This window comes from Polaromonas sp. P5_D5 (assembly GCF_054049435.1).
The window spans coordinates 913,304-935,313 of record NZ_JBFUMJ010000002.1 but is presented as its reverse complement, the minus strand read 5'-3'; the positions used below and the strand labels follow the sequence as shown (position 1 = coordinate 935,313).

Here is a 22,010-nt window from a genome sequence, read left to right as displayed (position 1 = left end):
CAAACCTACAATGGCGCATGAACCCCAAAAAGCCTGCAACGAGTGAATGGGTCAGCAAGATGCTGGCTGTACTGAAAACCGGCAACACCCCGGCAGCGCTGGCCCAGATCAAGGCGACCACCAGCAGCAAGGACTTGCAGCAATTGCACGCCGCGCTGGAAAAAGCGCAGCTGCTCAAACAGCTCAAGCCTGTCGACATTGCGATTGCCGACCAGCTCCAGGCGCTGGCCTCACCGCGGCTGAGCCGCTCTCCCTGAACGCTTCAGGTCCGTTCCCTTTCAGGCCGGACGAATTTCAAACTGCGCGTCGCCCATGTAGCGGTTGGGGCCCAGCGCCGCCGTCACGGCGGCCAGCTCGGCTGCCTGCCATTGGTTGAAAATTTCCAGCTCGTCGCTTGACAGGACATCTTCAGCCGGCGCCTCGCCGTAAGTCGCCACCAGTTTCATGTAGGCCGCATACACCGGCCAGACCAGGCTTTCGTCTCCCAGTTCGGTTTCCAGCGCCGTTCGGAAGCGTTGCTCGGCGGCCTGCAGCTCTTCTGCGGAGGCGTCTTCATAGGCGTAAAGCCTGAGGCGGTAGCTCACGGTTGTTTCTCTCAAGGCAAAACGGGACAAGGATCAGGGTGTTTGCGGTTTCACCGGTGCAGGCATGCCCTGCGTCAGCTCGATGCGGCGCCGCAGCTTTGCCGCTTCCTGGGTGTCGCCACCCTGCTCTGCCCGGCGCAGCTGAACGCCCAGCCAGGCCAGCAGCGGCCGGCGCCAGCCTTGCACAGACGCCGTATCAATCGCCTGGGTGATCACCGCAGGACTGGCTTTACCGGCCTGCAGCAGCACGCCGGCAGCCACCAGTTTCGACAAAGGGTCGGCAATGGCCGCCACAGCGCCGGCGTCGCCGGCCGCGGCACGGCGCTGCGCTTCAGGCAACAGCGCGATGCCCTGCGGCTGTACCTGACCCTTGAGGTAATCAGCGTAGGCGCGCTGGGCATCGGTGGCGTCTTCACGCAGCTTCTCAAAGCCGGTGCACGGCTCATCAAGCACCAGGCTGGCAACCCGGGTGGCGCAGTGCAGCAGCTCGGCAGTGGCTAACAGCTCGGCCCGGCCGGAGCGTGTCAGCTGGGTGCGGGCACGCCCGAGTTCGGCCATCTCGACACGGCTGTTGCCTTCCATGTAGGCGGCCACAGAGCGGTCCATCGAACCTTTGGCCTCAAGTTGCCAATCGGGCGGTTGCGGGCCGCCGGCACAGGCGGCCAGCAGCAAGGCCGAAGTCAGCGCGGCGGTATGCGTAAAGGTGTTCTTCATGGCAACTTCATTTCCGCATCGCGGGCGTCTTTGGCGAAGGGCCATTTGCGGCTGATTTCGTTGATCAACCCCTCGACCTTGCGCAGGCTGGCTTCCACGTCGGCGCGCAGCGCGCCCAGGTCGTCAGTGGCATCTTTGGCGTTGCGGGTGACGGCCTGGGCATCCTGCAACAATGCATCCACCTTCTTGAGGCTGGTGCGGGCCTCGCCCAGCATGGCGTTGAGCTGAACCACGGTGGCCCGGGTTTCAGGCATCAGTCCCTTGTCGCCGAACACCTGGGTGTCGGTCTTGGCGGCCAGCCCGTCGAGTTTGGTGAGTAGCGAGTTGGTGCGCTCCAGCGTGGCAGCAAACTTTTTGGCCTCTGCCTCGCTGCCCAGCAACACCGTCAACGCACCGCCCGGCCCGTTCAGCCGCTCCGTCAGCGTCTGCAGGTTGGCCAGGCTGGTGCCCACCGCGCCGCCGCTACCCGTGAGGGTGTTGAGGTTTTCAATCAGGTCCTTGGCGGCAGCGATCACTTTGGGTACCTCGCCGGCGGCATCGCCCAGCAGCACCGTGCGTTCCGCGCCGTCGGGCAGCGGCGGGTCGTTCAGCAAGCCGGTGTAGGCGCGGATGTTGGTGCCGCCGACGAGGCCGCGCACCAGTGTGAAGACGCTGGTGGTGCGCAGCCAGTGGGCATCCTTGGAGGCGACATCCACCAATATGCGGGCCTTGCCGTCGCTGGCCAATTCGATGCGCTTGACACGGCCTATCGGGAAACCCGAGAAAGTCAGGTCCATGCCAACCACCACGCCTTCGGAATCCTCCGCAATGAGTACCAGGCTTTGCGTGGACTCAAACGCCCCGCGCGCATACATCACATAAAGGGCCGAGCCCACCACCAACAGCAGCATGAAGAGCAGCAGCAGCCGGGCCTTGAACTCCAGGCTGGCGATCTCCGCCGGCGAAGACTCTGCCTCGCGCGCCGGCTGGAGCGGATCCGGCCGGCCGTGCTCCGGGGATGAAGGGTCGTGGGGTGAACTCATGGTTTGTTTTGGTGTTGTTTTTGGTATTTTTTTAAGCAGGTCAATAGTAGTTGCCGACCAGCGAAGCCACTTCAATCAGCAAAATCACGGCGAACATGCGCACGAGGCCGCGCATCTCGGCACTGGTGCGCACGCTGGCTTCGCCCATGCCGTAGAGTGCCGAAGCCATGGGGATCAACGATACGGCCAGGCAGAAGAACAACGTTTTGAGCACAAAGATCAGCGTGACGGAAGGGCTGAAGACCTGGCCGAAGAGCCGGGTGTAGGCCGCCAGGCCCGACAAGGCAAAGCCGTAGGTCGCCATATAGGCCACCACCAGCGCGACCACACAGCTGAGCGCAGCCAGCGTGATGCCGGAGAACATGCCCGCCACCACGCGCGGCAGCACCTCGCGCCGCACCGGCTCGATGCCGCGCTCGCGCATCTCGTCAAGCTCACCGCTGGCCTGCATGGCCGTGAGTTCGGCGCCATCAGGGATGGTGCAGCGCAGCGCCACAAAAAGCGCCGCCGTCAGCGGAATAAGTTCAAGCACCAGCACACGGATGACCACCTGCAACGCGTACTGCGACAAGCCGTAGCTCAGCGCAGTCACCAGCACGATACGCGTGAGCACCACGGTGACCAGCGCGCACAGCAAGGTAAAGCCCAGCAGGATGGGCGCCGTGTTGATGTAGATGTGGCGGGACAGCACCGTGCGGCTTTGCGGGCTGTAGCTGGAAGGCGAGAGGGTCAACACCAGGATGATCGCGCCCAATTTCACCAGACGCCACCATTCGATCAGCCAGTGCTGGGCGGTGCGGCGTGTTTGCGAGAGGCGGCCTTGCCAGGATGATGCTGTTGAAGCCATTGGGCCATGATACCCGCGGGCTATTGCCTGTCCATGTAGGATGGCAGGCTTTCGCCCGGTGCGGGCACCCTCTCCTCTCTCCCTTTTCACCACCGCTTCATCATGGCCATCGACACCTGGACCGCTTACTTCCTCGCCTCAATTCTGATCGCGCTCTCACCCGGCTCGGGCGCGGTGCTGGCCATGAGCCATGGCCTGAGCTACGGCATGCAGCGCACGCGTGCCACCATCGCGGGCCTGCAGATCGGGCTGGTGGTGATTTTGCTGGTGGCCGGGGCGGGCGTGGGCTCGTTGCTGGTGGCGTCCGAGCTGGCCTTCAGCGTCGTGAAAGTGCTGGGCGCGCTCTACCTCATCTATATCGGCTGGTCGCAATGGCGGTCATCAAACGGCATCGCGGCGGAAGATGCCGGCCCGGCAGCTGATGCGAACGGCATTTCAGCGCGCAGGCGCTTTCTCACCGGGCTGCTGACCAACGTCACCAACCCCAAAGGCATCCTCTTCATGGTGGCAGTGCTGCCGCAGTTCATCAGCCCTTCCCGGCCGCTGTGGCCGCAACTGCTAGTGATGGCGCTCACGACTGTGGCAGTCGACACTGTGGTGATGCACGGCTACGCGTTTGCCGCGAGCCGCTTGCAAAAGCTCTTCAGGAATGCACGTGCGGTGCGGCTGCAAAACCGGCTGTTCGGCGGCATGCTGATGGCAGTGGGTGCGGGCCTGTTTTTCGTGAAACGCAGCCACGCTGCGGTGCATTAAGCGCATGACGCTATAAAAAAGATAGCTGCTCGCGCATATCCCTAAAGGGCTGGAGCCCTAAAATCCTCAAAATAGCAGCGCATGCCCTCAAGCCGGCCGGGGCCCAGCTTGCGCCGACACAATACCTGCCAGCTTGCGCAGGGCGTCGTCGGTCTCGCTGGAAAACGGTGAGCCGCAACTGATGCGCAGGAAGTGGTCAAAGCGGTTCGAGTTGGAAAACATGGAGCCGGGCGCCACCCGTATGCCCTTCCGGATGGCGGTGTCGAATACCGCCTGCGCGGAGGTGCCCGCCGGCAGCTCCACCCACAGCATCATGCTGCCATGGGGCACTTGCAGCCGGGTTCCGGCGGGAAAGTGCGCCGCAATCGCTTCGGCCATCTGCTCGCGCTGCACGTTGAGCATGCGGCGCAGCCGGGCCAGGTGGCGGTCGTAGGCGCTGGAGGCCATGAACTCGGCCACGGCCAGTTGGCCCAGCATGTCGTTGGCGCGGCTTTGCGCGTACTTGAGCATCTTGATACGCGCCTGCCAACGCCCGCCGGCAACCCAGCCCAGGCGCAGTCCGGGCGACAGGGTCTTGCGCAGCGACGCACAGTAAATCACCGAGCCGCTGCGGTCCCAGGCCTTGGCCGCCTTCAGCGGAATGTCATCGGGCCCCAGGGCGCCGTAGGTGTCGTCTTCGATCAACGCCACCTGCTGGCGCTCGCACAGCGCGACCAGCTTTTCCTTTTCACTGTCGGGCATCACACTGCCGAGCGGATTGTGGAAATTGGGGATCACCACCACGGCGCGTATGCGGTCGTGTGTCTGGAAGGCCAAATCCAGTGCTTCCACGGAAATCCCCAGCTTCGGGCTGGTGGGAATCTCCAGCGCGCGCAGGCCCAGGCTTTCGAGGATCTGCAGCAGGCCGTGGTAGGTGGGCGACTCGACGGCGACGGTGTCGCCCGGCCGCGCCACCGCGCGCAGGGCCACGTTCAGCGATTCAATGCAGCCGTGCGTGACCAGGATGTCTTCCGCTGACAGCCGCATGCCGGCCTCCAGCGCCCGCTTGGCCAGCACGGCATTGAGCGGTGAATCGTTGAGAAAGTCGGGCGGGTTCACCAGCAGCTGCGGGTGCTTGCGCAACGCACGCGTGGCGGCGTTTTTCAGGGCCTCGGCGGGGTACATCTCGGGCGAACCATAGGTGCCTGCCAGGTTGGTGACCAGCGGGTAGACATCGCATTTGGCGACGAAATCGGACACCCGGTCATGGATGCCGACGTACTGTGCCGGGTCCAGCCTGTGGCCGCATTCCGGCTCGCTGGGCGGCTGGATATCCATCCGGCGACGCTTGAGCACAAAGTAGCCCGAACGCGGCCGCGCCTCCAGCAGGCCTTCGTCTTCCAGCGTGTGGCAGGCCTCCACCGCCGTCGACAGGCTGACCTGGTGCAGCCGCGTCAACGCCCTGACGGACGGCATACGCTGCCCGGGCGACAAAACGCCGGACTGGATCGCCTGGCGGTAGTGACTGGAGAGCTGTAGATAGAGCGGTTGCGACAGGGATGGCGAGGGTTGCATGTCCATAAACCGAATGATCCGTGAAGGGGAAGCCGGGACACAGCCACAGATGGGGCGAAATCAGACCATAACAGATGAATAAATAGTCATCTGTACCGATACAGAAAGGACTTGCCTGGCTCTGTCGGGAAAGTGCCGGTCTCTTTAACCTTGGTGTCTCCTTCCCCCATTTTTCCAGTTCACCAACCCATGAATGGAGCCGCCATGAAAGAGCAATTCGCCCCTCGCCACCTTCACCTGGACGCCGGTGAGTCCCTGTTTTTTCATACCAAAGCGGGAAGCGCCCTGATCAGCACCTCGGGCACGCTGTTGGTGACCGGCACCCCGCGCTGGCTTGGCGAGCAGGTCTTTCGCGACAGCATGCCGCTGGAGGCGGGGCAGTCGCATACCGTCACCCAGACTGGATGGATCACGGTGACCGCCCAGCACGGGGGCGCGGCATGCGTGCTGAACCAAGCCCCGGCAAAAGCCCCGGGCCAGACGGGAAGCGTGCTTTTAAGGTACTTTTCAGGAGTCGTGAAGGCCGTGCGCAGCTGGTTGCATGGCGCCGAGGCGGCATAGCCGCCGCCGGAAATAAATCGCCTCATCATTTTTTAATTGATCTCACCATGACCACTTCCGCCTGGCTGCTCTTCATCACCATCTCACTTGTCACCGCGCTCAGCCCCGGGCCGGGCATTTTGCTGGCGGTTTCCAACGCCGTGGCCTGGGGGCCGCGCAAGACGCTGTGGAGTTCAACCGGCAATGTGCTCGGCGTGTTCGCCGTTTCTACCGCGGCCATGGCGGGCCTGGGCACCTTGCTGCACACCTCGGCCTGGCTGTTCGCTGTGCTCAAGGCCGTGGGCGCCGTCTACCTCATGTACCTGGGCTGGCGGCAGTGGACCAGCAAGACCTCCATGTTCGACACGCCCTTGCCGGCCGGGACATCCTCCGGAAAGAGCAATGCCGCACTGTTCCGGCAAGGCCTGCTGGTGGCGGTGACCAACCCCAAAAGCATCCTGTTCTTCACCGCGCTGTTCCCCCAGTTCATTCATCCGGAGGCGCCGATGCTGCCGCAATTTTTCGCACTGACCAGCGCCTTCGCTGCGTGCGTGCTGGTCTCCCACTTCACCTATGTGCTGTTGGCCAAACACACCCACCAATGGTTTGGCACGCCCCGCCGGGCCCGCATTTTCAACCGTCTCTGTGGCGGTGCGTTTGGCCTGCTGGGTCTGAGCCTGCTACGGCTCAAGAGCCCTGCCTGAAACACCCGCATTACGCTCCATCCAACTACATAAAGAGGAATTCCTGCCCATGGAAGATTCACGCGACACCCGGTTCGCCGCAGTGCAGGCCGAACTCGGCTACAGCTTTGACGGTGAGATCAAGATAGGCGGCAATTACGTGCCTGTCGTGCAGCACGGCGACCAGGTCTTTGTCAGCGGGCAGATTCCGCGCGTTGGCAATACCGTGGTCGTGACCGGCCGCGTAGGCTCGGAAACGTCTGTTCTGCAGGCCCAGCTGGCGGCAAAAATCTGCGCCATGCGCGCGCTGGCGCTGCTGCGGCAAAGCCTCGGCAGCCTGGACCGCGTGAAGCACATTCTGCGCATCACGGTGTTTGTGCAGTCGGCGCAGGATTTCACCCAGCAAAGCGAAGTCGCCGATGCCGCATCTGAAGTGCTGTATGCCGTGCTGGGCCCTACCGGGGCCCACACCCGTACGTCGGTGGGCGTTGTTCAGCTACCCAAGAGTGCCTCGGTCGAGATCGATCTCATCGCGGTGGCCGGCTAGGCCTGCCTGCGTTCAGCCACCGGGCAGCAGGCGTATGAGCTTGCCGTTGTTGCTGTCGGTCAGCACGTAAAGCAGCCCGTCCGGCCCCTGGCGCACATCGCGAATGCGATCACCGGCTTCAGACAGTAGCTTGCTTTCGCGCACCACCTTGCCGGAGAACGGCGACGCCAGTTCGATCCGGTCCAGGTAGCCGAACTTGAGCGAACCCACAAACAGGTTGCCGCGCCAGGACTTGCCGTAACGCTCGCTGGTCAGGAACGCCATGCCGGAAGGCGCGATGGACGGCACCCAGTAATGCAGCGGCTGTTGCATGCCGGCCTTTTCGGTCAGGCCTTCGCCGATTTTTCCGCCGCCGTAGTTTTCGCCGTAGGTAATGACGGGCCAGCCGTAGTTGGCCCCGGCCCTGGGAAGGTTGATTTCGTCGCCGCCCTGCGGCCCATGCTCATGCATCCAGAAGGTGCCGTCGGGCCCCAGCGTCGCGCCCTGGGCGTTGCGGTGGCCGTAGCTCCAGATTTCAGGCAAGGCCCCCGCTTTGCCGACAAAAGGGTTGTCTTGGGGAACCGAGCCGTCCTTGTTGATGCGGACAATCTTGCCGTGGTGGTTGTCCAGCTTCTGGGCGTCGTCCTTGCGGCTGAAGCGCTCACCCAGCGTGAGAAAGAGCTTGCCATCGGGCGCGCCGTTCGATGCTGCGCGGCTTTCCACGATGCGGCAGCCGAAATGCGCCGTGCTGGCCACCTTGGGCTTCTGGCTGAAGATGATCTTGACGTTCTCCAGCCGGGTGTCGTCAGCACTCAAGCTGGCGCGTGCCAGCGCCGTGCTGTTGCCGTTACCGGTGGCAGCCGGCTCGGAAAAGCAGAAATACAGCGTTCGATTACGGGCAAAGTCGCTGTCGACCAGCACGTCCAGCAAGCCACCCTGCCCGCCGGCGGCAATCTCTGGCAGGCCCGCCACCGGCGCGCCCAGCTTGCCGCCCGGCCCAACGACTCGCAGGCGGCCGGGGCGCTCCGTGACCAGAAAACGCTCGCCCGGCAAAAAAGCCACGCCCCAGGGGTTCTCCAGGCCCGCCGCCACGGTTTCAGGACGAACACTCTGAGCCTGGGCGGGTTGAAACAGCGTGCTGGCCGCTATTAAAGATATAGCAGCTTGCGCCCGTTGGTATTGGTTTAAAGCCATATTTCACCCTAAAAAAAGCCCCCGAAAGCACATTGATCGGCCCATTCACGCCCATTTGACCGGGAAAACCGCCTTTTGATCATGTCCAAGCGGGGGCCAAGGCGGTGTAAAACATGGCATACAGGGGTAATAAATCGGGTAATCCCCTACAAATTCGTTACAAATCAATGGCTTGTCAACGTTATCAAGAAACAACATGAGTTGACGTAGGACTAATCCGTCAAGTATGCTTGGCGCCATGCGAATGATTGCCCCTGCCCTCGTCATAGCCTCTGCCGCCCTGCTGGCAGCCGGCGCACATGCGGCACCCGGCAATTCAGGCGGCGACAACGACATGGACAAACTGCTCGCCGACAAGGGCCTGCTGACCCAGATTGACAACGTCCGCCACAGTGTCACCAACAAGGCGTCCGAGCTGGTCGTCAACGCCATGGGCTTCCTGGGCGTGCCCTACAAGCGCGGCGGCAACACCGTTGAAACCGGGTTTGACTGCAGCGGTTTTGTACGCGCCATTTACGAACAAAGCGTCGGGCTGCTGCTGCCCCGCCGCGCCGAGCAACAAGCCGCCGCCACCCAGCGCATCGACAAAACCGAATTGCAACCTGGCGACCTGGTGTTTTTCAACACCATGAAGCGCGCTTTCAGCCATGTCGGCATTTATGTCGGCGACGGCAAGTTCATCCACTCGCCCAAGCCCGGCGCTGAAGTGCGCGTCGAAAGCATGGGCGTGAGCTACTGGCAGCGCCGCTTTGACGGCGCCCGCCGCGTGCAGCCGTCCAATGGGGTGGCACAAGAGGCCACACCCCGCGCGGCCGTATTGCCCGCCCGCCCGCAGCAGCCGCAAGCCACCGCGCCGGACAAGCCATCCGTTCAGGCGGCAGCCCCGCAGGTGTCGGCTGCGCGGCAGGCTGAGCTGCTGATGCAGCAGGACCAATACCGGAATTAAATCGAAATCAAGGGTGCAGGCGTCGCATCGGCGCCAATCTTCGGGTCAAGCTCAGGCCCTGCACCCAGCCCGGCAATTCACCGGCCAATCCTCATTCCTTCTCTTTTCCATTGCCTGGTGACATGTCCAGCTCCACGGCCTGGCCGTTGTCGATGGCATCGCCTGCTTTGGCAGGGGTGCTCGAAACCAGAGAAGTCGTACCTTCACCGGCCAGCGCCAGTTGAAGCGTCGGCGTAGCTGCCCCTGCACTGTCAGCCCCGGCCCCGGCGTTGTCAGCCACGTTATTGCCGGCCGGAATCACGCGGTTATTTTCCGCATTGGACGAAAGTTGCTGGTTGCCCTGCGGCTTGCCGTTGACATTAACGAGGCCGCTGCCCGAATTGGTCACCTGCCCGAAGCTGCCGCTAACGCTGCCTTTTGGCGAATCAATGCTCACCTGGGCGGATGTGCCGGAAATTTGCACCTCGGTGACGGCCTCCACGGCCATGATGGGCGCGACCACGTTGGCCACCACGGTGTCGCCAGCCAGCGATGCCGAGTTGCTGGCAGTGACCACGACATTCACGTCGCCCTGCGCCTGCACCACCACRTTGTTRCCGGWGATGTTGCYGCTGAYGTTGCCGGTRCTGCTGCTGATCTGCACATTGCCCTGGCTGGTGGTGGTGCCGCTTACGTCGCCCTGAGCCTGCACCACCACGTTGTTGCCGGTGATGTTGCYGCTGATGTCGCCGGTACTGCTGCTGATCTGCACATTGCCCTGGCTGGTGGTGGTGCCGCTTACGTCGCCTACGGCGGCCACCGCCACTTCGCTGGCGGTGACGTTGGCCGAAACGTCGCCGCCGCTGGTGACCTGGACGGCACCCAGGCTGATGGTGGAGCCGCTCACGTCGCCGCCGGCGTTCAGGGTGTTGGACTGTGCAGCGTCCTGCCCGCGCAGCGTGTGGTTGCTCAGGGCAACATTGCCGAGTGCGTCAATGCCGTAGCCTTTCACCCACAAGGTGCTGTCCAGGCTGAAGTCACTGGCCACAACCTCAAACCGGCCGAGCGCGTTGGTTTCCGTGCCGCCCGTCACCATGTGCACATTGCCGCGGGTGCTGCCCGAGCCTGCGACGAGCCGCAGCGCGCGGGCTGCGCTGCCGGCGTTTTGCACATCGCCGTTGAGCGTAATGTTGGCGCCCAGGGTTGCCAGCGTTGTGTCGCCCAGCAGGTTCACCGGGGCATTGAACAGGATGCCACCCGCACCGTCAACCGTGACGTTGCCACTGATGCCGGAGCCGCCCGCGCCGGCATTGAGCGTCAGGCCGTGCAGGGTCGAGCCGCCGAAGTACAGGTTGTAGGGGTTGTTTACCACCACGTCCTCGGCGTAGGTACCGGCGCCTACGCGGATATTGGCACCGGTTGCCGCATTGCCCATGGCCGTCCCGATGGATAGCGCCTGTGTCCCGCCGCCCAGCAGATTGCCGATGCCCACCTGGAAGTCCTGTGTGGCCTGCGCGCCGTTCCAGCCCTGAACGTAGCTGGAGCCCGCGTTACCCAGATTGACGGCATAGTCCAGGGCGTTTTGCTGCGAGGCCTGCAGCCAGGTGTACTGGTAGCTGTTGTCTGCTGCACCGGCATTGCGTACGGCAAAGTCAAAGCCCGCGATGCTGAGTGCGCCAAAGTTGCGGCTCGCTGATTCATCCTGCATGTACACCGGATTGCGTTCGGTAAAACTGTTGCTGTTCGCCACCGTGATGTTGTTCACCTGCTGGTTGTAATGACGGTTGGCCTGGTAAAGCGCCAGGCCGCCCCAGGCGTTGTTGCGGGTGGTCGAATTGCTGACGGTGACGTTGGCGCTGTCGGTCAGCTGTATGCCGGCGCCCTGCGTCGTGCCGGTGTTGTTGCCCACCGGCGCACCGTCGGCCGTCACACGGTCTATCAGCGCGCCGTCAACGCCATTGAGGTCCAGCTCGGCCCGGCCCGCGCCGCGGCTGGTGACATTGCTGATGGAGAAATTGCGCAGCCGCGCTGACGCGTCTCCCACGGGTGCCACCTTGATGCCGTAGGACCCGGCTACGTTGGCACTCGGGCCGTAGAGCGTGAAGTCCTTGAGCGAGACATTGTCGGCTGTCACGTTGATGCCATAGCCGCTGACGCCGCGTGCGTCGATCACGGTCGATCCCTGGCCCGAACCGGCCAGCGTGACGCTACGGTCGACCACCAGCGTGGAGGGCTGCACATAAGTGCCGCCGCCCACATTGACCGTGCCGCCGGCAACCACGGCATTGACGCCTCTCTGGATGCTGCCGCTGGCCTGCGTGACGTAGACATTGCCGTCCGTCCATGTCACCAGGCCTCGCCCGTTGGTATCGAGCGCATGGGTCACGCGGTCTTCGATGGCGAAACCGTCGGCCGCACCGTCGAAGACGGCGCCGCGAGCATCAACCGCAACAGCGTCCACCGAGATGTCCTGCCCGTTGTTCTTGAACTGGGTGCCGCCGCCGATGGCGACCGTGGGCTGGCCGCCATGGCCATTGCTCATGGTTTCAAAGCGTATGCCTGTCCGGCTGGAACCCTCGATGCTGCCGCCGGAGATGTTGACGCTTTGCAAGCTGGCCGGTGCGGCCATGTAGTCGGCGCTGTCACCGGCGATGCCGCGTGTTTTGATGACCACCGCCGCAGCCGTCGGATCACCCGAACTCGCGCCAGAATTTTTGACCGTCACGTTGTCAAAATTGATCGCATTGAAGTTGTCGTATTTCAGGTTGATGTCGATGCCGGCGCCATAACGTTTATGCAGCGATGAAGATGCAGGCGCCCCATAGTTGCCGGCATTCAAGACGGTGACGTTCCTGAGAGTCAGGTTGTTCGCGGTTTCAAGATAAAAGCCCTTGAAGCTGGGGCCGTCCACCGTGACGTTCTCAAACAATGCATTCTCAAAAGAGCCCGTGGCCACCGGAGCGCCGCCGACCATCTGGTAACCGTTGTAGGTCTGCACACCGATCTGTCCGCCGGTGATGGTGCTGTTGAGCATGCGGAAGTTGTCGGCCCGGGTCGTGGTGCCGTTGCGCATGCCGAAGGTGTTGTTGTTGAAAGCCACGCGATTGACGGTCACGTCGTTGGATGTACCGTTGATGCGCAAGCCGTACAGGTAGTCGGCAATCGACAGGTCGGAGAGCGTCACGTTGGAAGCATTGTTGATAGTGACCGCGTCGCCGGTGCCAGCCGAGGCGGACTGCAGCACCGTCTGCCCCACCCCCGCGCCGTCCAGCGTCAGCGACTTGGTGATGCTGACGCTGCCGCTGTAGCTACCGGCCGCCACGTTCACCGTGCCGCCCGTGACCACGGCATCCACGCCGCCCTGGATGCTTCCCAGCAGGGTGAGCACGCTGCCCTGTGCACCCGACGAGCCCGTGGTGGCCACCGTCACGTGCGTGCGGTTGGACGAGGTGTACGCCTGGTCCTGTACGGACCAGCCGCCATTGGCCGCGCTCAGGTCCAGCAAAGACTGCTGCTGTAAAAGAGTGGGAGCGGCAGCGATCGGCGTGCTGTTGGAGACAGGGTTGGGGTTCGATCCAACCATGTGCCCGTTCAGGTGCAGGTTCAGGCCCCACTCGTTGCCCACCGGGCCCTGGCTGTTACCGGCCATCGCAATGCCGCTGCCGTCGGTGTACTGCACAGAGATGGCGCTCTTGGTATTTTCAATCCGGTTGCCCGTCACACTGCCCGTGTTGCGCCCGTCGATCAGGATGCCGTTGCGCACATCATGGATGTTGTTGTTGCTGATCGTGAAACCGGTGACGCCATTGGCCACCGCAATGCCGCGGCTGATGTTGGAGCCCCACGCATAGCTTGTGTAGGGCTGGTTAACAGGCCCGGCGATCTCCATCCCGGTCACCGTCACATTGTTGGCGGTAATGCTGATGCCGTTGACCTGCCCGGCATCGGGCACCACGATTTTTGCGCCATCCAGGCCTGTCAGTGTCAGGTTGGCCTTGTTCAGGGTGACCTGCTCGGCATAAGCGCCTCCGTGAACATCTACAGAGCCCCCCGCTCCTGGTGTGCCGGTCTTTGAAATGTTGACGGCGTCCTGGATACGTGCCCCGCTGTACACATCGACCTGGCCTGCATTGCCGCTGACCTGGGTTGCGTCCAGTGCCGACTTCAGCACCACCGTATGGCCGTTGACAACGATGGCATTGCTGGCTTGCTGAATGCCCTCCAGGTTGATGACGCCGGACAGCAGATTGGCGGCATCGCCCACGCCCAGCAAGAGGGTCGCGCCGTTCAGGCTGGCATGGTTCATATTGGACACGCTCAAACCCGTTGCACCGCCCGGTATGGCGAACTCATACAGCCCGCTGTTGAGCGACACCGTGGTGACCGTGGCGGCGGTCGATCCGGCCAGGGCAATCGTGCCGCCGGTGGCGGTGATGCTGCCGTGGTTGGTGACCGACGGCGCGACCAAAGCCACCAGGCCGGCATTTTGCGCGGTGATGCTGCCATGGTTGGTGATACTGCCGACGGCCCCCGTGATCTGTGCGCCGCCGGTGTTGATGAAGTTGTTGACGTCAATGTTGCCCGTGGTGGCAATGAGCGAGCCCACATTGATCACGGCGTTTTGCCCGAACATCACACCATTGGGGTTCATCAGCATCACTGTTCCGTTGGCCGAAAGGCTGCCCAGTATTTGGGAGGGGCTGGCGTCGCCTGTCACGCGGTTCAGCATGGCCGAGCTTGCGTTGGGCTGGTTGATCTGCACCATCTTTCCGGGGTTGATGTCGAACGAGCCCCAGTTAACCACGGCGCGGTCGGTTCCCTGGTTGATGGTGAGCTGGTTGCCCGACACCGAGCCTGAGGCCGTGCCGGAAAACACCGTGCCGTTCTGGGGAAGGCCTGCGCCACCGGCGATGTCAACCGGCCAGCCTGGCGGCGAGAACAGCATGGCGACCGCCGCCGGAAGGGCTTTCAGCGCAAAAGATCGCCGGCGCCGGATGGCAGGAAAAATACGCGGGGGGTTCAGCTTAGCGTTCATGGATCACCTCTTGAGGCAAAGAAAAGTCATTGAACAAATCATCAAAAGCGCACCAGCAGCGTGCCCAGTAGCCGGGGGTCTTTTCCGTGGGGCTGATAACTCGCGATGGGTTTGGTCAGGGGCCAGGCGATCTCGACCGCAGCCACCACGTTCCGTGGAAGGAAGAGGCGAGTCCCCAGCCCTGCCGATGCCAGGCTCTGGCTGTTGGGCATGCCCACACAAGTACAGCCCACCGTCCAGACCTTGCCGATGTCATAAAAGGCAAAGAGCTGCCATGACCTGAAGCCCGCGAAGTCCGAGGAACCGGAATAACGAGGTTCGGCGCGAAACGCCAGCCCGCGCTCGCCCACCAGTTCAGCAGGCTCGTAGGCCCGCCCAAACCGCCGGCCGCCCACCGCATACTGCTCGGACGAAAGCAGGGGGGTGTTGGCCCACTGCCCGCTCAGGCCCAGCGTAAGTGCAAGGTTCGAAGCAAGGGGCTGGGTACGCTCGTAATCGAAGGTAAGTTTGTTGAACACCCCTTTGGCCCCTGCCCGGCTTTTGAGCGGATCGGATTCCCGGGTGCCACCCAGTCCCTGGCTGAAATCCACATCCAGCGAGTTCTGCCCGCCCAGGCGGTCAAGCACCCGCCACCCAAGCCCCAGGCGCAGCACACGGAGATGGTCTTCAATCACCCGGGTGCCCAGCACGTCGGTTTGCACGTCGGTGTGCTCATACGTTGCCCGTGCAGTCACGCTCTCATTGCGGGTTCGAAGCAGCGGATACGCAGCAGAGACCGTCATCGTGTCCGCGTTGCCACGCATATCAAACGGCGTCAGGATGTCGCCCGGACGTGTGCGAGCCCTGGACACGGCAGCGGACAGTTTGAGACCCTCTGTCGTGACTACCTGGCTATAGGAAATTTGTGCATAGGCCAGCTCGGAGTTGCCGCTGCTCATACCCCGAAAGCGCCACTGGTCGTTGACGCCCAGCAACTGGTTGATGTTCACTTCCACGCCGATCTCGGCGGGGCCGAGGTATTTCGACCCATAGTTGTCGGCGGCAGCGAAGCCCTCGACTTTCTTCACGCTGGCGATCAGTGTGAGGTCAGCCGCACCCGGCGCATGCGCAGGGGCCAGCACGCTGCGCAACTCGACACCCGGAAAATCATTGGCGATCAGGAGGTAGCGCTCAAGCACGGGGCCCTGAATGGGCCGCGACGCCCTGATCTTCTCGCCGATGGCTGCGAGCTGCTCCTTCACATGGGCACTGACATCGTCCCCTGCCTGAATGTTCACCTTGTCGATGTAGCCCTCAACCACACGCAGGGTGAGCGTACCGTCGGCGAGAGACTGCGGCGGCACCACCACCAATGACAGGATGTAGCCTGCGTTACGGTACATCGCGGTGAGCGAAGACGCGAGTTGCAGAATCTCGCTGCCGGTAATCTCCCGTCCGGTATAGCTGTCCGCATTCGCCTGAAGAATGCCACCGGGCAGCACGGTACTGCTTTCAATATCAATGCGCCTGAGCGTGACCTTAATGGCCCTGAGTGATTCAGGCAAAGGCCCTGTTGGCTCGGTCCTGATTTCCGGAGGTGCCGCTGAGGCGCCGGGCTCAGGCTGGAAATCAAAACGCTCGCGAACCCGGCCGGGGTCAATGGTGGATGGCGCCTGCTGCGCCAGCGCAGTTGTCGCAATGACCATGAGCACAGAAAAAGCACCAGTCCACATCCTGTGCACGCCCACATGATCGATACGCTTCATCGCCAGCCCCGTTGAAAATCAAGGTTTCCGAAGTGCCTGCAGGTGTTGTGATTCGACACTTGCGGGCTGTATTTTTTGTGAACTAATTCACGGTAACCAATTGTGAAACCTGATACAAGGGAGAAAAAGTGATTAATTACCAACAGTCTTATGTAATGATTTCGCCCCAATTTTTTCAAAAAGGGCTTTTCTGCACACATTACGCGGCCCTATTGGTTACATTTAGAGCCAGAAAGACATACATTCAGTTACCTTTGACTTACTGAAAATCTTTCTTGCCGGTGAAGAATTCCCCAGGAAATCCAGGTGCGTTGTGTAAAGTTTTGCCGCAGGTCCCCGATACCGCGCACGGATGGCATTGCCGGAACGACAAGCGCCGCCATTCGGACCGTCGAACGGCGATGACAACAGATCACAGCGGCAATGACTCCTGGGTCTATTTGCGGATCGCCAACGCCTGCTTGGCCCTGGCCACCTTGGCGCCTTGCGCTATAAGCTGAAGAGCAACACAAAGAAGCCGCAGGAAGACGCGTTGAAAATCCACATCTACACCGACATCGACACCTTGTTTGGCAACGCTTCGCGCTTGTGGATGGACGTTTTGGTGAAGGCAGGCCATGACGTGGAGTTCATTGACCTGGGCACCAGCACCGACGCGCCGTTGCCCGATGTCGGCCACTGCGACGTCAACCTGCTGATTGCCGGAATTTATGCACTGCCCCGTTTTTCCGTGCAGGGCCTGCCGCGCAACGGCAAGCACGTGCTGTGGATGTTTGATCCATTGACAAAGAATGCACTGGCTACCGTACATCGGTACAAGACCGATCTTTTCGACGCCATCGCACCCGGCTTGCACGCTGTGCTGGCGATGGATTCCTCCATAGCACGCTACCTCGCACAGCATTTCCCGGCACTTGCCACTTGCCAGCTGCCCTATATGGTGGCCGGCAAACATGTGCGAACGCCCCTTCCTGAAGCGCAGAGAACCCGCGACATCATCATGCTGGGCGGCGACACGCCCCGGCGGCGGGATGCCGAGCAATACTTCGCCGGCACGGCGCCCACCCTGAAGGCCGAATTCGTCTGGAGCGGCCTGTGGGGCGCCGCGCGCGACGCCTGCCGCGCCGGTGCGCGCATCAACCTGAACATCCATGCCGATCCGGAACACACGTACTTCGACCAGTTCCGGACATTCGAAAGCTGGGCGGCCGGCACGGCCGTCGTTTCCGACATCTTTGAAGGCGCTGAAGATTTCGGCATCGAGCCAGGCGTTCATCTGGTCATGGCAGACCTCAAGGACATGCCCCTGGCATGCGCCGACCTGCTGGCAGACGTACCCCGCCGCCAGGCCATGGTGCAGGCGTCGCAGCAACTGCTGCGTGAACGGTTTTCTTCCGCAGCCTGGCAAAGCCGCATGCTCGCCATGCTTGAAAACGTTGCCTGAGCATGGCGGAGATCTCGCGGCAGGAACTGCTCGCGCTGCGGCAGGCCAGCCAGCGCCTTGTTGCAACCGCCCCGCCTGGGGCCTCAAATTTCAAACGAACCGATCAGGCCGTGCAGTGGTTTGGCGCCGTGCAGGCACAGGAATATGCCCACGCCCGATGGGCAGTTGGCTCGCGCTTCACAACCGCTGCGGCCATCACCGACGCGTCGATTGAACAGGCACTGGCTCAACGCAAGGTGGTCCGCAGCTGGGTCCTGCGCGGCACGCTGCACCTGGTGGCGGCCGCCGACCTGCGCTGGCTGCTGGCACTGACCGCACCGGCTTTGCTGACCCGCACCGCGGCAGCCTACCGTGAGGTCCAGCTGGATGAGGCAGCCTTCCGCAAAATCCTCCCGGCCATCCGGCAGTGCCTGGAAGGCGGCCAGCAGCTCACGCGCCTGGAACTTTTTGCTGCACTCGCGCAGCACCGTATCAACACTGAAGGCCATCGCGGGGGGCGCATCCTGTACCGCGCGGCCCAGGTCGGGCTGATTTGCCTGGGCAACCCGCGCGGCAAGCAGGCCACCTACACACTGCTCGATGAATGGCTGCCTCCCGGACTCGAAGCCAGCAAGGAGCTGCTTCGCGAGGACGCACTCAAACAACTGGCGCAGCGCTACTTCGCCAGCCATGGCCCCGCTACGCTGGCCGATTTTTCCTGGTGGTCAGGGCTGGCCGCCGGCGAAGCCAGGGCGGCGCTGGAGATGGCCGAAACCGGCCTGGCACGGGCACTGTTTGAGGGGAACACCGTGTGGTGGTCCAAACGCACGCCTTTACCGCCAGCCGGCAAGCCCGCGCTTCAATTACTCGCCGGCTTCGACGAATACGTGCTGGGCTATACGGATCGCAAAGCCATCATCGACAGCGAACACGCCGGCAAGCTCATGACGCCCAATGGCCTGTTCCGCCCGGCGCTGCTGGTCGGCGGGCGCGTGGCCGGCACCTGGCAGGCGCAGGTAAAAAAAGGCGCGCTCAGCATCAGCACAGCGCCCTTCGCGCCACTGCCGCGCGGCAGCGCCGGCGCACTGCGGCTTGCCGCTCAACGCTACGCGGCTTTCACCGGCCTGCCGCTGGCAGAAGCTCGCTGACGAAAAGCGCCGGTCTCACAAGGGTTTACCCGGCCGAACTTTATTGCCAAGCGCAAGTCAGCACATTACTCAGGTATAGCATTGCCGGGTGCATTTGACATGCACCAGCGCTACTATCCCCCAGTCATCCGGCCCATCCTTCCTTCAAATATTGAGGAGCGCATCCATGGCAAAACTGAACGTCAACGGTACCGTGCGTGAGTTTGAAGTGGAGGACGACACACCGCTGCTGTGGGTCATCCGCGAACAGCTTGGGCTCACCGGCACAAAATACGGCTGCGGCATCGCGGCCTGCGGCGCCTGCACCGTGCACATCGATGGCGTGCCTACACGCAGTTGCGTGCGGCCCGTCTCGACGGTGAGTGCGACCGAAAAAATCGTGACCATCGAAGGTCTCTCACCCGACGGCTCGCACCCCATACAAAAGGCCTGGGTTGCGCTGGACGTTCCGCAGTGCGGCTATTGCCAGTGCGGCATGGTGATGACGGCAGCAGCGCTGCTCAAGGCCAAGCCGAACCCGACCGATGCCGACATCAACGAGGCGATGACCAACATCTGCCGCTGCGGCACCTACAACCGCATCCGCGCCGCCATCAAGGTTGTTGCCGCGGGCGGTAACACCAAAAGCGCGGCGCTCGCCATTCAACACACCGACGGGAGCACGACATGAGCGCCACCCCCCTGCCCTCCGCAAACTCTCTGCGTCTCTCGCGCCGCCGCTTCCTGGCCTCGGGTGCCTCGGCCGGCCTCATCGTAGGTTTCCACATTCCGTTCGCCGGCACGGCGGCTGCCCAGGGCGCAGCCTCGCCGGAGATCAACGCCTGGGTTGTGGTGCGCCCCGACGACACGGTGGTCATCCGCATCGCGCGCTCTGAAATGGGCCAGGGCAGCCTGACCGGGCTCGCGCAACTTGTAGCCGAAGAGCTGGAATGCAACTGGGCCAAAGTCACCACCGAATACCCGACACCCGGCCAGAACCTGGCGCGTAACCGGGCCTGGGGCAACTTCTCTACCGGCGGCAGCCGCGGCATCCGCGAATCGCACGACTATGTGCGCAAAGGCGGAGCCACCGCCCGCATGATGCTGGTGCAGGCCGCAGCCGATGAATGGAAGGTGCCGGCGGCCGAATGCACCGCGGCCAGCAGCGTGATCACCCACACGCCATCGGGCCGCAAAACCACCTACGGCAAAGTGGCGATTGCGGCAGCCAAAGTGGCGCCGCCCGCCGAGGTCAAGCTGAAGGACCCGAAAGACTGGAAGCTCGTGGGCAAGCGACTGGCGCGCCTGGACACAATGGACAAAGTCACCGGCAAGCAGGTGTACGGCGCAGACCTGAAACTGCCCGGCATGCTCAACGCGGCCATCAAGGACTGCCCGGTGTTCGGCGGCAAGGTCAAAAGCTTCAATGCCGCCGCAGTTGAGAAACGCCCCGGCGTGAAGAAGGTGCTGGCAGTCGGAGACAGTGCGGTGGCCGTCGTGGCCGACACCTGGTGGCGCGCCAAGACCGCACTCGACGCGCTGCCCATCGAATGGGACAACGGCCCCAATGCCGCCAACTCCAGCGCCAGCGTTGCCCAGATGCTCAAGGCCGGGCTGGACGCGCCCGACGCAGCCGTCGGCAACCAGAACGGCGACGCCAAAGCAGCGCTGGCCTCAGCGGCCAGACGCATCGAAGCGGTGTATTCCTACCCGCACCAGAACCACGCGACCATGGAGCCCATGAATGCGACCGCACGCTGGACGCCCGAGCGCTGCGAAGTCTGGACGCCTACCCAGAACGGTGAAGCGGCTCTGGCGGCCACCTCCGAAGCGGCAGGCCTGCCGGCCGGCAAATGCGAGGTCTACAAGATTCACCTGGGCGGCGGCTTCGGGCGGCGCGGCGCGGTGCACGACTGGGTACGCCAGGCGGTGGACATTGCCAAACAAATGCCGGGTGTGCCGGTCAAGCTGCTGTGGTCGCGCGAGGAAGACATGCTGCATGGGCGCTACCACCCGGTTACGCAGTGCAAGCTGCAGGCCGGGCTGGACGCGCAGGGCAACGTCACCGCGTTGCACATGCGCATTTCAGGCCAGTCCATCCTGGCCGGCGTGGCGCCGCAAAACGTGCGCAACGGACTCGACCCGGTGCAGTTTCAGGGCCTCAACGCACCGGGGCCTGAAGCCTCCATTGGCTACAGCTTCCCCAACCTGCTGATCGACCATGCAATGCGCAACCCCAGTGTGCCGCCCGGCTTCTGGCGCGGCGTGAACCTGAACCAGAACACGATTTACCTCGAATCGTTCATCGACGAAATCGCGGTTGCCACCAGGCAGGACCCGCTGGCCTTGCGGCGCAAGCTGATGACGAACCACCCCAAGCACCTGGCCGTGCTCAATGCCGTGGCCGAACGCGTCAAGTGGAACGTGCCCCCGCCCGACGTCGGCGGCCAGAAGGTCTACCGGGGCCTGGCACAAACCATGGGTTTCGGCAGCTACGTGGCGGCCTGCGCCGAGGTATCGGTGAGCAGCGACGGCGTGCTCAAGGTCCACCGCATCGTGGCCGCCACCGACCCGGGCTATGCGGTCAATCCGCAGCAGATCGAGGCGCAGGTCGAAGGCTCCTTTGCTTACGGCCTGTCAGCAGCGCTGTTCGGCGAATGCACACAAAAAGACGGACGCATGGAGCAGGACAACTTCAGCACCTACCCCGTCGTACAGATGCAGCACATGCCGGCGGTGGAAACCATCATTGTCGCCTCGGGCGGCTTCTGGGGCGGCGTCGGTGAACCGACGATCGCGGTCGCCGCGCCTGCAGTGCTCAACGCCGTGTTCGCGGCGACGGGTAAACGCATACGCGACCTGCCGCTGAAGAACCACGATCTCAAGAAGGCATGAACTGGCATGGCGCCATCGCCGGCGGGGTGATGATGCTGGCGCCCTGGACCAGCTTCGCGCAACAATCCGTCCCGGCGCTGCAGGTTGTTGGCGACGCGATACCCCAGGCACTGACGGTCACGCCCGGCGACCCGGCACGCGGCCGCGCCATCGTCGCGAGCCGCCAACACGGCCTGTGCCTGCTCTGCCACACCGGGCCCATTCCCGAAGAGCGCTTCCAGGGCAACCTGGCGCCCGACCTGGCGGGCGCGGGCGCACGTTGGAACGAAGGGCAGCTGCGCCTGCGCATTGCCGACGCGCAACGCCTGAACCCGGCCAGCATCATGCCCGCCTACTACCGCAACGACGGCCTCGTGCGCGTGGGTACGGCCTGGCAGGGCAAGCCCATCATGAACGCCCAGCAAATTGAAGACGTGGTGGCCTTTCTGCTCACACTGAAGTGA

19 protein-coding genes are annotated in these 22,010 nt (G+C 63.1%); 11 read left to right on the top strand and 8 right to left on the bottom strand.

The features are described from left to right. The first annotated feature begins 17 nt into the window (after positions 1–17). A complete protein-coding gene (locus tag ACXJKE_RS10975; RefSeq protein WP_457280605.1) occupies positions 18–257 on the top strand; it encodes a hypothetical protein in 240 nt (79 codons plus the stop codon). A 21-nt stretch (positions 258–278) separates the two neighbouring features. On the opposite strand, the gene ACXJKE_RS10970 is transcribed toward ACXJKE_RS10975, so the two are convergent. The 4 genes from ACXJKE_RS10970 to ACXJKE_RS10955 are packed head-to-tail and all read right to left on the bottom strand — an operon-like array spanning position 279 to position 3,167. Then, positions 279–584 (bottom strand): hypothetical protein, encoded by a 306-nt coding sequence (locus ACXJKE_RS10970; RefSeq protein WP_457280604.1) that lies wholly within the window; start codon positions 582–584, stop codon positions 279–281. Positions 585–617: 33 nt separating this feature from the next. After that, complete coding sequence (locus ACXJKE_RS10965; RefSeq protein ID WP_457280603.1) at positions 618–1,298, bottom strand: hypothetical protein; 681 nt, start codon at positions 1,296–1,298, stop codon at positions 618–620. Continuing rightward, positions 1,295–2,320, bottom strand: coding sequence for an MlaD family protein (locus tag ACXJKE_RS10960; RefSeq protein ID WP_457280602.1), 1,026 nt, complete (start codon positions 2,318–2,320; stop codon positions 1,295–1,297). The genes ACXJKE_RS10965 and ACXJKE_RS10960 overlap by 4 nt, the downstream gene beginning before the upstream one ends. 40 nt (positions 2,321–2,360) lie before the next feature. Next, positions 2,361–3,167, bottom strand: a complete 807-nt coding sequence (locus ACXJKE_RS10955; protein WP_457280601.1) for an MlaE family ABC transporter permease — start codon at positions 3,165–3,167, stop codon at positions 2,361–2,363. A gap of 102 nt (positions 3,168–3,269) precedes the next feature. On the opposite strand from ACXJKE_RS10955, the gene ACXJKE_RS10950 reads away from it, so the two are divergent. Continuing rightward, positions 3,270–3,920: a LysE family transporter gene (locus ACXJKE_RS10950; protein ID WP_457280600.1), complete on the top strand. Its 651-nt coding sequence runs from the start codon at positions 3,270–3,272 to the stop codon at positions 3,918–3,920. An 87-nt stretch (positions 3,921–4,007) separates the two neighbouring features. Here ACXJKE_RS10950 and ACXJKE_RS10945 read toward each other — a convergent pair whose 3' ends face one another. Further along, entirely contained in the window at positions 4,008–5,480 is a 1,473-nt protein-coding gene (locus ACXJKE_RS10945; RefSeq protein ID WP_457280599.1) for an aminotransferase-like domain-containing protein, read from the bottom strand. 198 nt (positions 5,481–5,678) lie between these two features. Here ACXJKE_RS10945 and ACXJKE_RS10940 point away from each other — a divergent pair, with 198 nt between their 5' ends. Genes ACXJKE_RS10940 through ACXJKE_RS10930 form a run of 3 tightly spaced genes read left to right on the top strand, consistent with a single transcriptional unit; the run spans position 5,679 to position 7,244 of the window. Then, positions 5,679–6,035, top strand: coding sequence for a hypothetical protein (locus ACXJKE_RS10940; protein ID WP_457280598.1), 357 nt, complete (start codon positions 5,679–5,681; stop codon positions 6,033–6,035). A 47-nt stretch (positions 6,036–6,082) separates the two neighbouring features. Next, on the top strand, positions 6,083–6,718 hold the full coding sequence (locus ACXJKE_RS10935; protein WP_457280597.1) for a LysE family translocator: 636 nt from the start codon (positions 6,083–6,085) through the stop codon (positions 6,716–6,718). Positions 6,719–6,767: 49 nt separating this feature from the next. Then, entirely contained in the window at positions 6,768–7,244 is a 477-nt protein-coding gene (locus ACXJKE_RS10930; RefSeq protein ID WP_457280596.1) for a RidA family protein, read from the top strand. Positions 7,245–7,256: 12 nt separating this feature from the next. On the opposite strand, the gene ACXJKE_RS10925 is transcribed toward ACXJKE_RS10930, so the two are convergent. After that, positions 7,257–8,417 (bottom strand): PQQ-dependent sugar dehydrogenase, encoded by a 1,161-nt coding sequence (locus ACXJKE_RS10925; protein WP_457280595.1) that lies wholly within the window; start codon positions 8,415–8,417, stop codon positions 7,257–7,259. Between the two features lie 244 nt (positions 8,418–8,661). On the opposite strand from ACXJKE_RS10925, the gene ACXJKE_RS10920 reads away from it, so the two are divergent. After that, entirely contained in the window at positions 8,662–9,363 is a 702-nt protein-coding gene (locus ACXJKE_RS10920) for a C40 family peptidase (RefSeq protein ID WP_457280982.1), read from the top strand. 91 nt (positions 9,364–9,454) lie between these two features. Here the strand turns inward: ACXJKE_RS10920 and ACXJKE_RS10915 are convergent, their stop codons facing one another. Together ACXJKE_RS10915 and ACXJKE_RS10910 are read right to left on the bottom strand one after the other, a co-directional pair. Next, entirely contained in the window at positions 9,455–14,377 is a 4,923-nt protein-coding gene (locus tag ACXJKE_RS10915; protein ID WP_457280594.1) for a beta strand repeat-containing protein, read from the bottom strand. A 41-nt stretch (positions 14,378–14,418) separates the two neighbouring features. Beyond that, the gene (locus ACXJKE_RS10910) at positions 14,419–16,122 is read right to left on the bottom strand and encodes a ShlB/FhaC/HecB family hemolysin secretion/activation protein (protein WP_457280593.1); all 1,704 of its coding nucleotides are present in this window, start codon (positions 16,120–16,122) and stop codon (positions 14,419–14,421) included. A gap of 532 nt (positions 16,123–16,654) precedes the next feature. Between ACXJKE_RS10910 and ACXJKE_RS10905 the strand changes: the two genes are divergently transcribed. From ACXJKE_RS10905 to soxX, 5 genes are all read left to right on the top strand, one after another. Then, positions 16,655–17,566, top strand: coding sequence for a glycosyltransferase family protein (locus tag ACXJKE_RS10905; protein ID WP_457280592.1), 912 nt, complete (start codon positions 16,655–16,657; stop codon positions 17,564–17,566). Between the two features lie 2 nt (positions 17,567–17,568). Next, positions 17,569–18,693: a winged helix DNA-binding domain-containing protein gene (locus ACXJKE_RS10900; protein WP_457280591.1), complete on the top strand. Its 1,125-nt coding sequence runs from the start codon at positions 17,569–17,571 to the stop codon at positions 18,691–18,693. 166 nt (positions 18,694–18,859) lie between these two features. Then, a complete protein-coding gene (locus ACXJKE_RS10895; RefSeq protein WP_457280590.1) occupies positions 18,860–19,363 on the top strand; it encodes a (2Fe-2S)-binding protein in 504 nt (167 codons plus the stop codon). Beyond that, positions 19,360–21,567: a molybdopterin cofactor-binding domain-containing protein gene (locus ACXJKE_RS10890; RefSeq protein WP_457280589.1), complete on the top strand. Its 2,208-nt coding sequence runs from the start codon at positions 19,360–19,362 to the stop codon at positions 21,565–21,567. The genes ACXJKE_RS10895 and ACXJKE_RS10890 overlap by 4 nt, the downstream gene beginning before the upstream one ends. After that, positions 21,564–22,010 (top strand): sulfur oxidation c-type cytochrome SoxX, encoded by a 447-nt coding sequence (gene soxX, locus ACXJKE_RS10885; protein ID WP_457280588.1) that lies wholly within the window; start codon positions 21,564–21,566, stop codon positions 22,008–22,010. The genes ACXJKE_RS10890 and soxX overlap by 4 nt, the downstream gene beginning before the upstream one ends.

Bases quoted from the DNA above. Each gene is read 5' to 3' on its own strand.
- ACXJKE_RS10975 (WP_457280605.1), top strand. From the start codon at position 18: ATGAACCCCAAAAAGCCTGCAACGAGTGAATGGGTCAGCAAGATGCTG.
- ACXJKE_RS10965 (WP_457280603.1), bottom strand. From the start codon at position 1,298: ATGAAGAACACCTTTACGCATACCGCCGCGCTGACTTCGGCCTTGCTG.
- ACXJKE_RS10960 (WP_457280602.1), bottom strand. From the start codon at position 2,320: ATGAGTTCACCCCACGACCCTTCATCCCCGGAGCACGGCCGGCCGGAT.
- ACXJKE_RS10955 (WP_457280601.1), bottom strand. From the start codon at position 3,167: ATGGCTTCAACAGCATCATCCTGGCAAGGCCGCCTCTCGCAAACACGC.
- ACXJKE_RS10950 (WP_457280600.1), top strand. From the start codon at position 3,270: ATGGCCATCGACACCTGGACCGCTTACTTCCTCGCCTCAATTCTGATC.
- ACXJKE_RS10945 (WP_457280599.1), bottom strand. From the start codon at position 5,480: ATGGACATGCAACCCTCGCCATCCCTGTCGCAACCGCTCTATCTACAG.
- ACXJKE_RS10940 (WP_457280598.1), top strand. From the start codon at position 5,679: ATGAAAGAGCAATTCGCCCCTCGCCACCTTCACCTGGACGCCGGTGAG.
- ACXJKE_RS10935 (WP_457280597.1), top strand. From the start codon at position 6,083: ATGACCACTTCCGCCTGGCTGCTCTTCATCACCATCTCACTTGTCACC.
- ACXJKE_RS10930 (WP_457280596.1), top strand. From the start codon at position 6,768: ATGGAAGATTCACGCGACACCCGGTTCGCCGCAGTGCAGGCCGAACTC.
- ACXJKE_RS10925 (WP_457280595.1), bottom strand. From the start codon at position 8,417: ATGGCTTTAAACCAATACCAACGGGCGCAAGCTGCTATATCTTTAATA.
- ACXJKE_RS10920 (WP_457280982.1), top strand. From the start codon at position 8,662: ATGATTGCCCCTGCCCTCGTCATAGCCTCTGCCGCCCTGCTGGCAGCC.
- ACXJKE_RS10910 (WP_457280593.1), bottom strand. From the start codon at position 16,122: ATGAAGCGTATCGATCATGTGGGCGTGCACAGGATGTGGACTGGTGCT.
- ACXJKE_RS10900 (WP_457280591.1), top strand. From the start codon at position 17,569: ATGGCGGAGATCTCGCGGCAGGAACTGCTCGCGCTGCGGCAGGCCAGC.
- ACXJKE_RS10895 (WP_457280590.1), top strand. From the start codon at position 18,860: ATGGCAAAACTGAACGTCAACGGTACCGTGCGTGAGTTTGAAGTGGAG.
- ACXJKE_RS10890 (WP_457280589.1), top strand. From the start codon at position 19,360: ATGAGCGCCACCCCCCTGCCCTCCGCAAACTCTCTGCGTCTCTCGCGC.
- soxX (WP_457280588.1), top strand. From the start codon at position 21,564: ATGAACTGGCATGGCGCCATCGCCGGCGGGGTGATGATGCTGGCGCCC.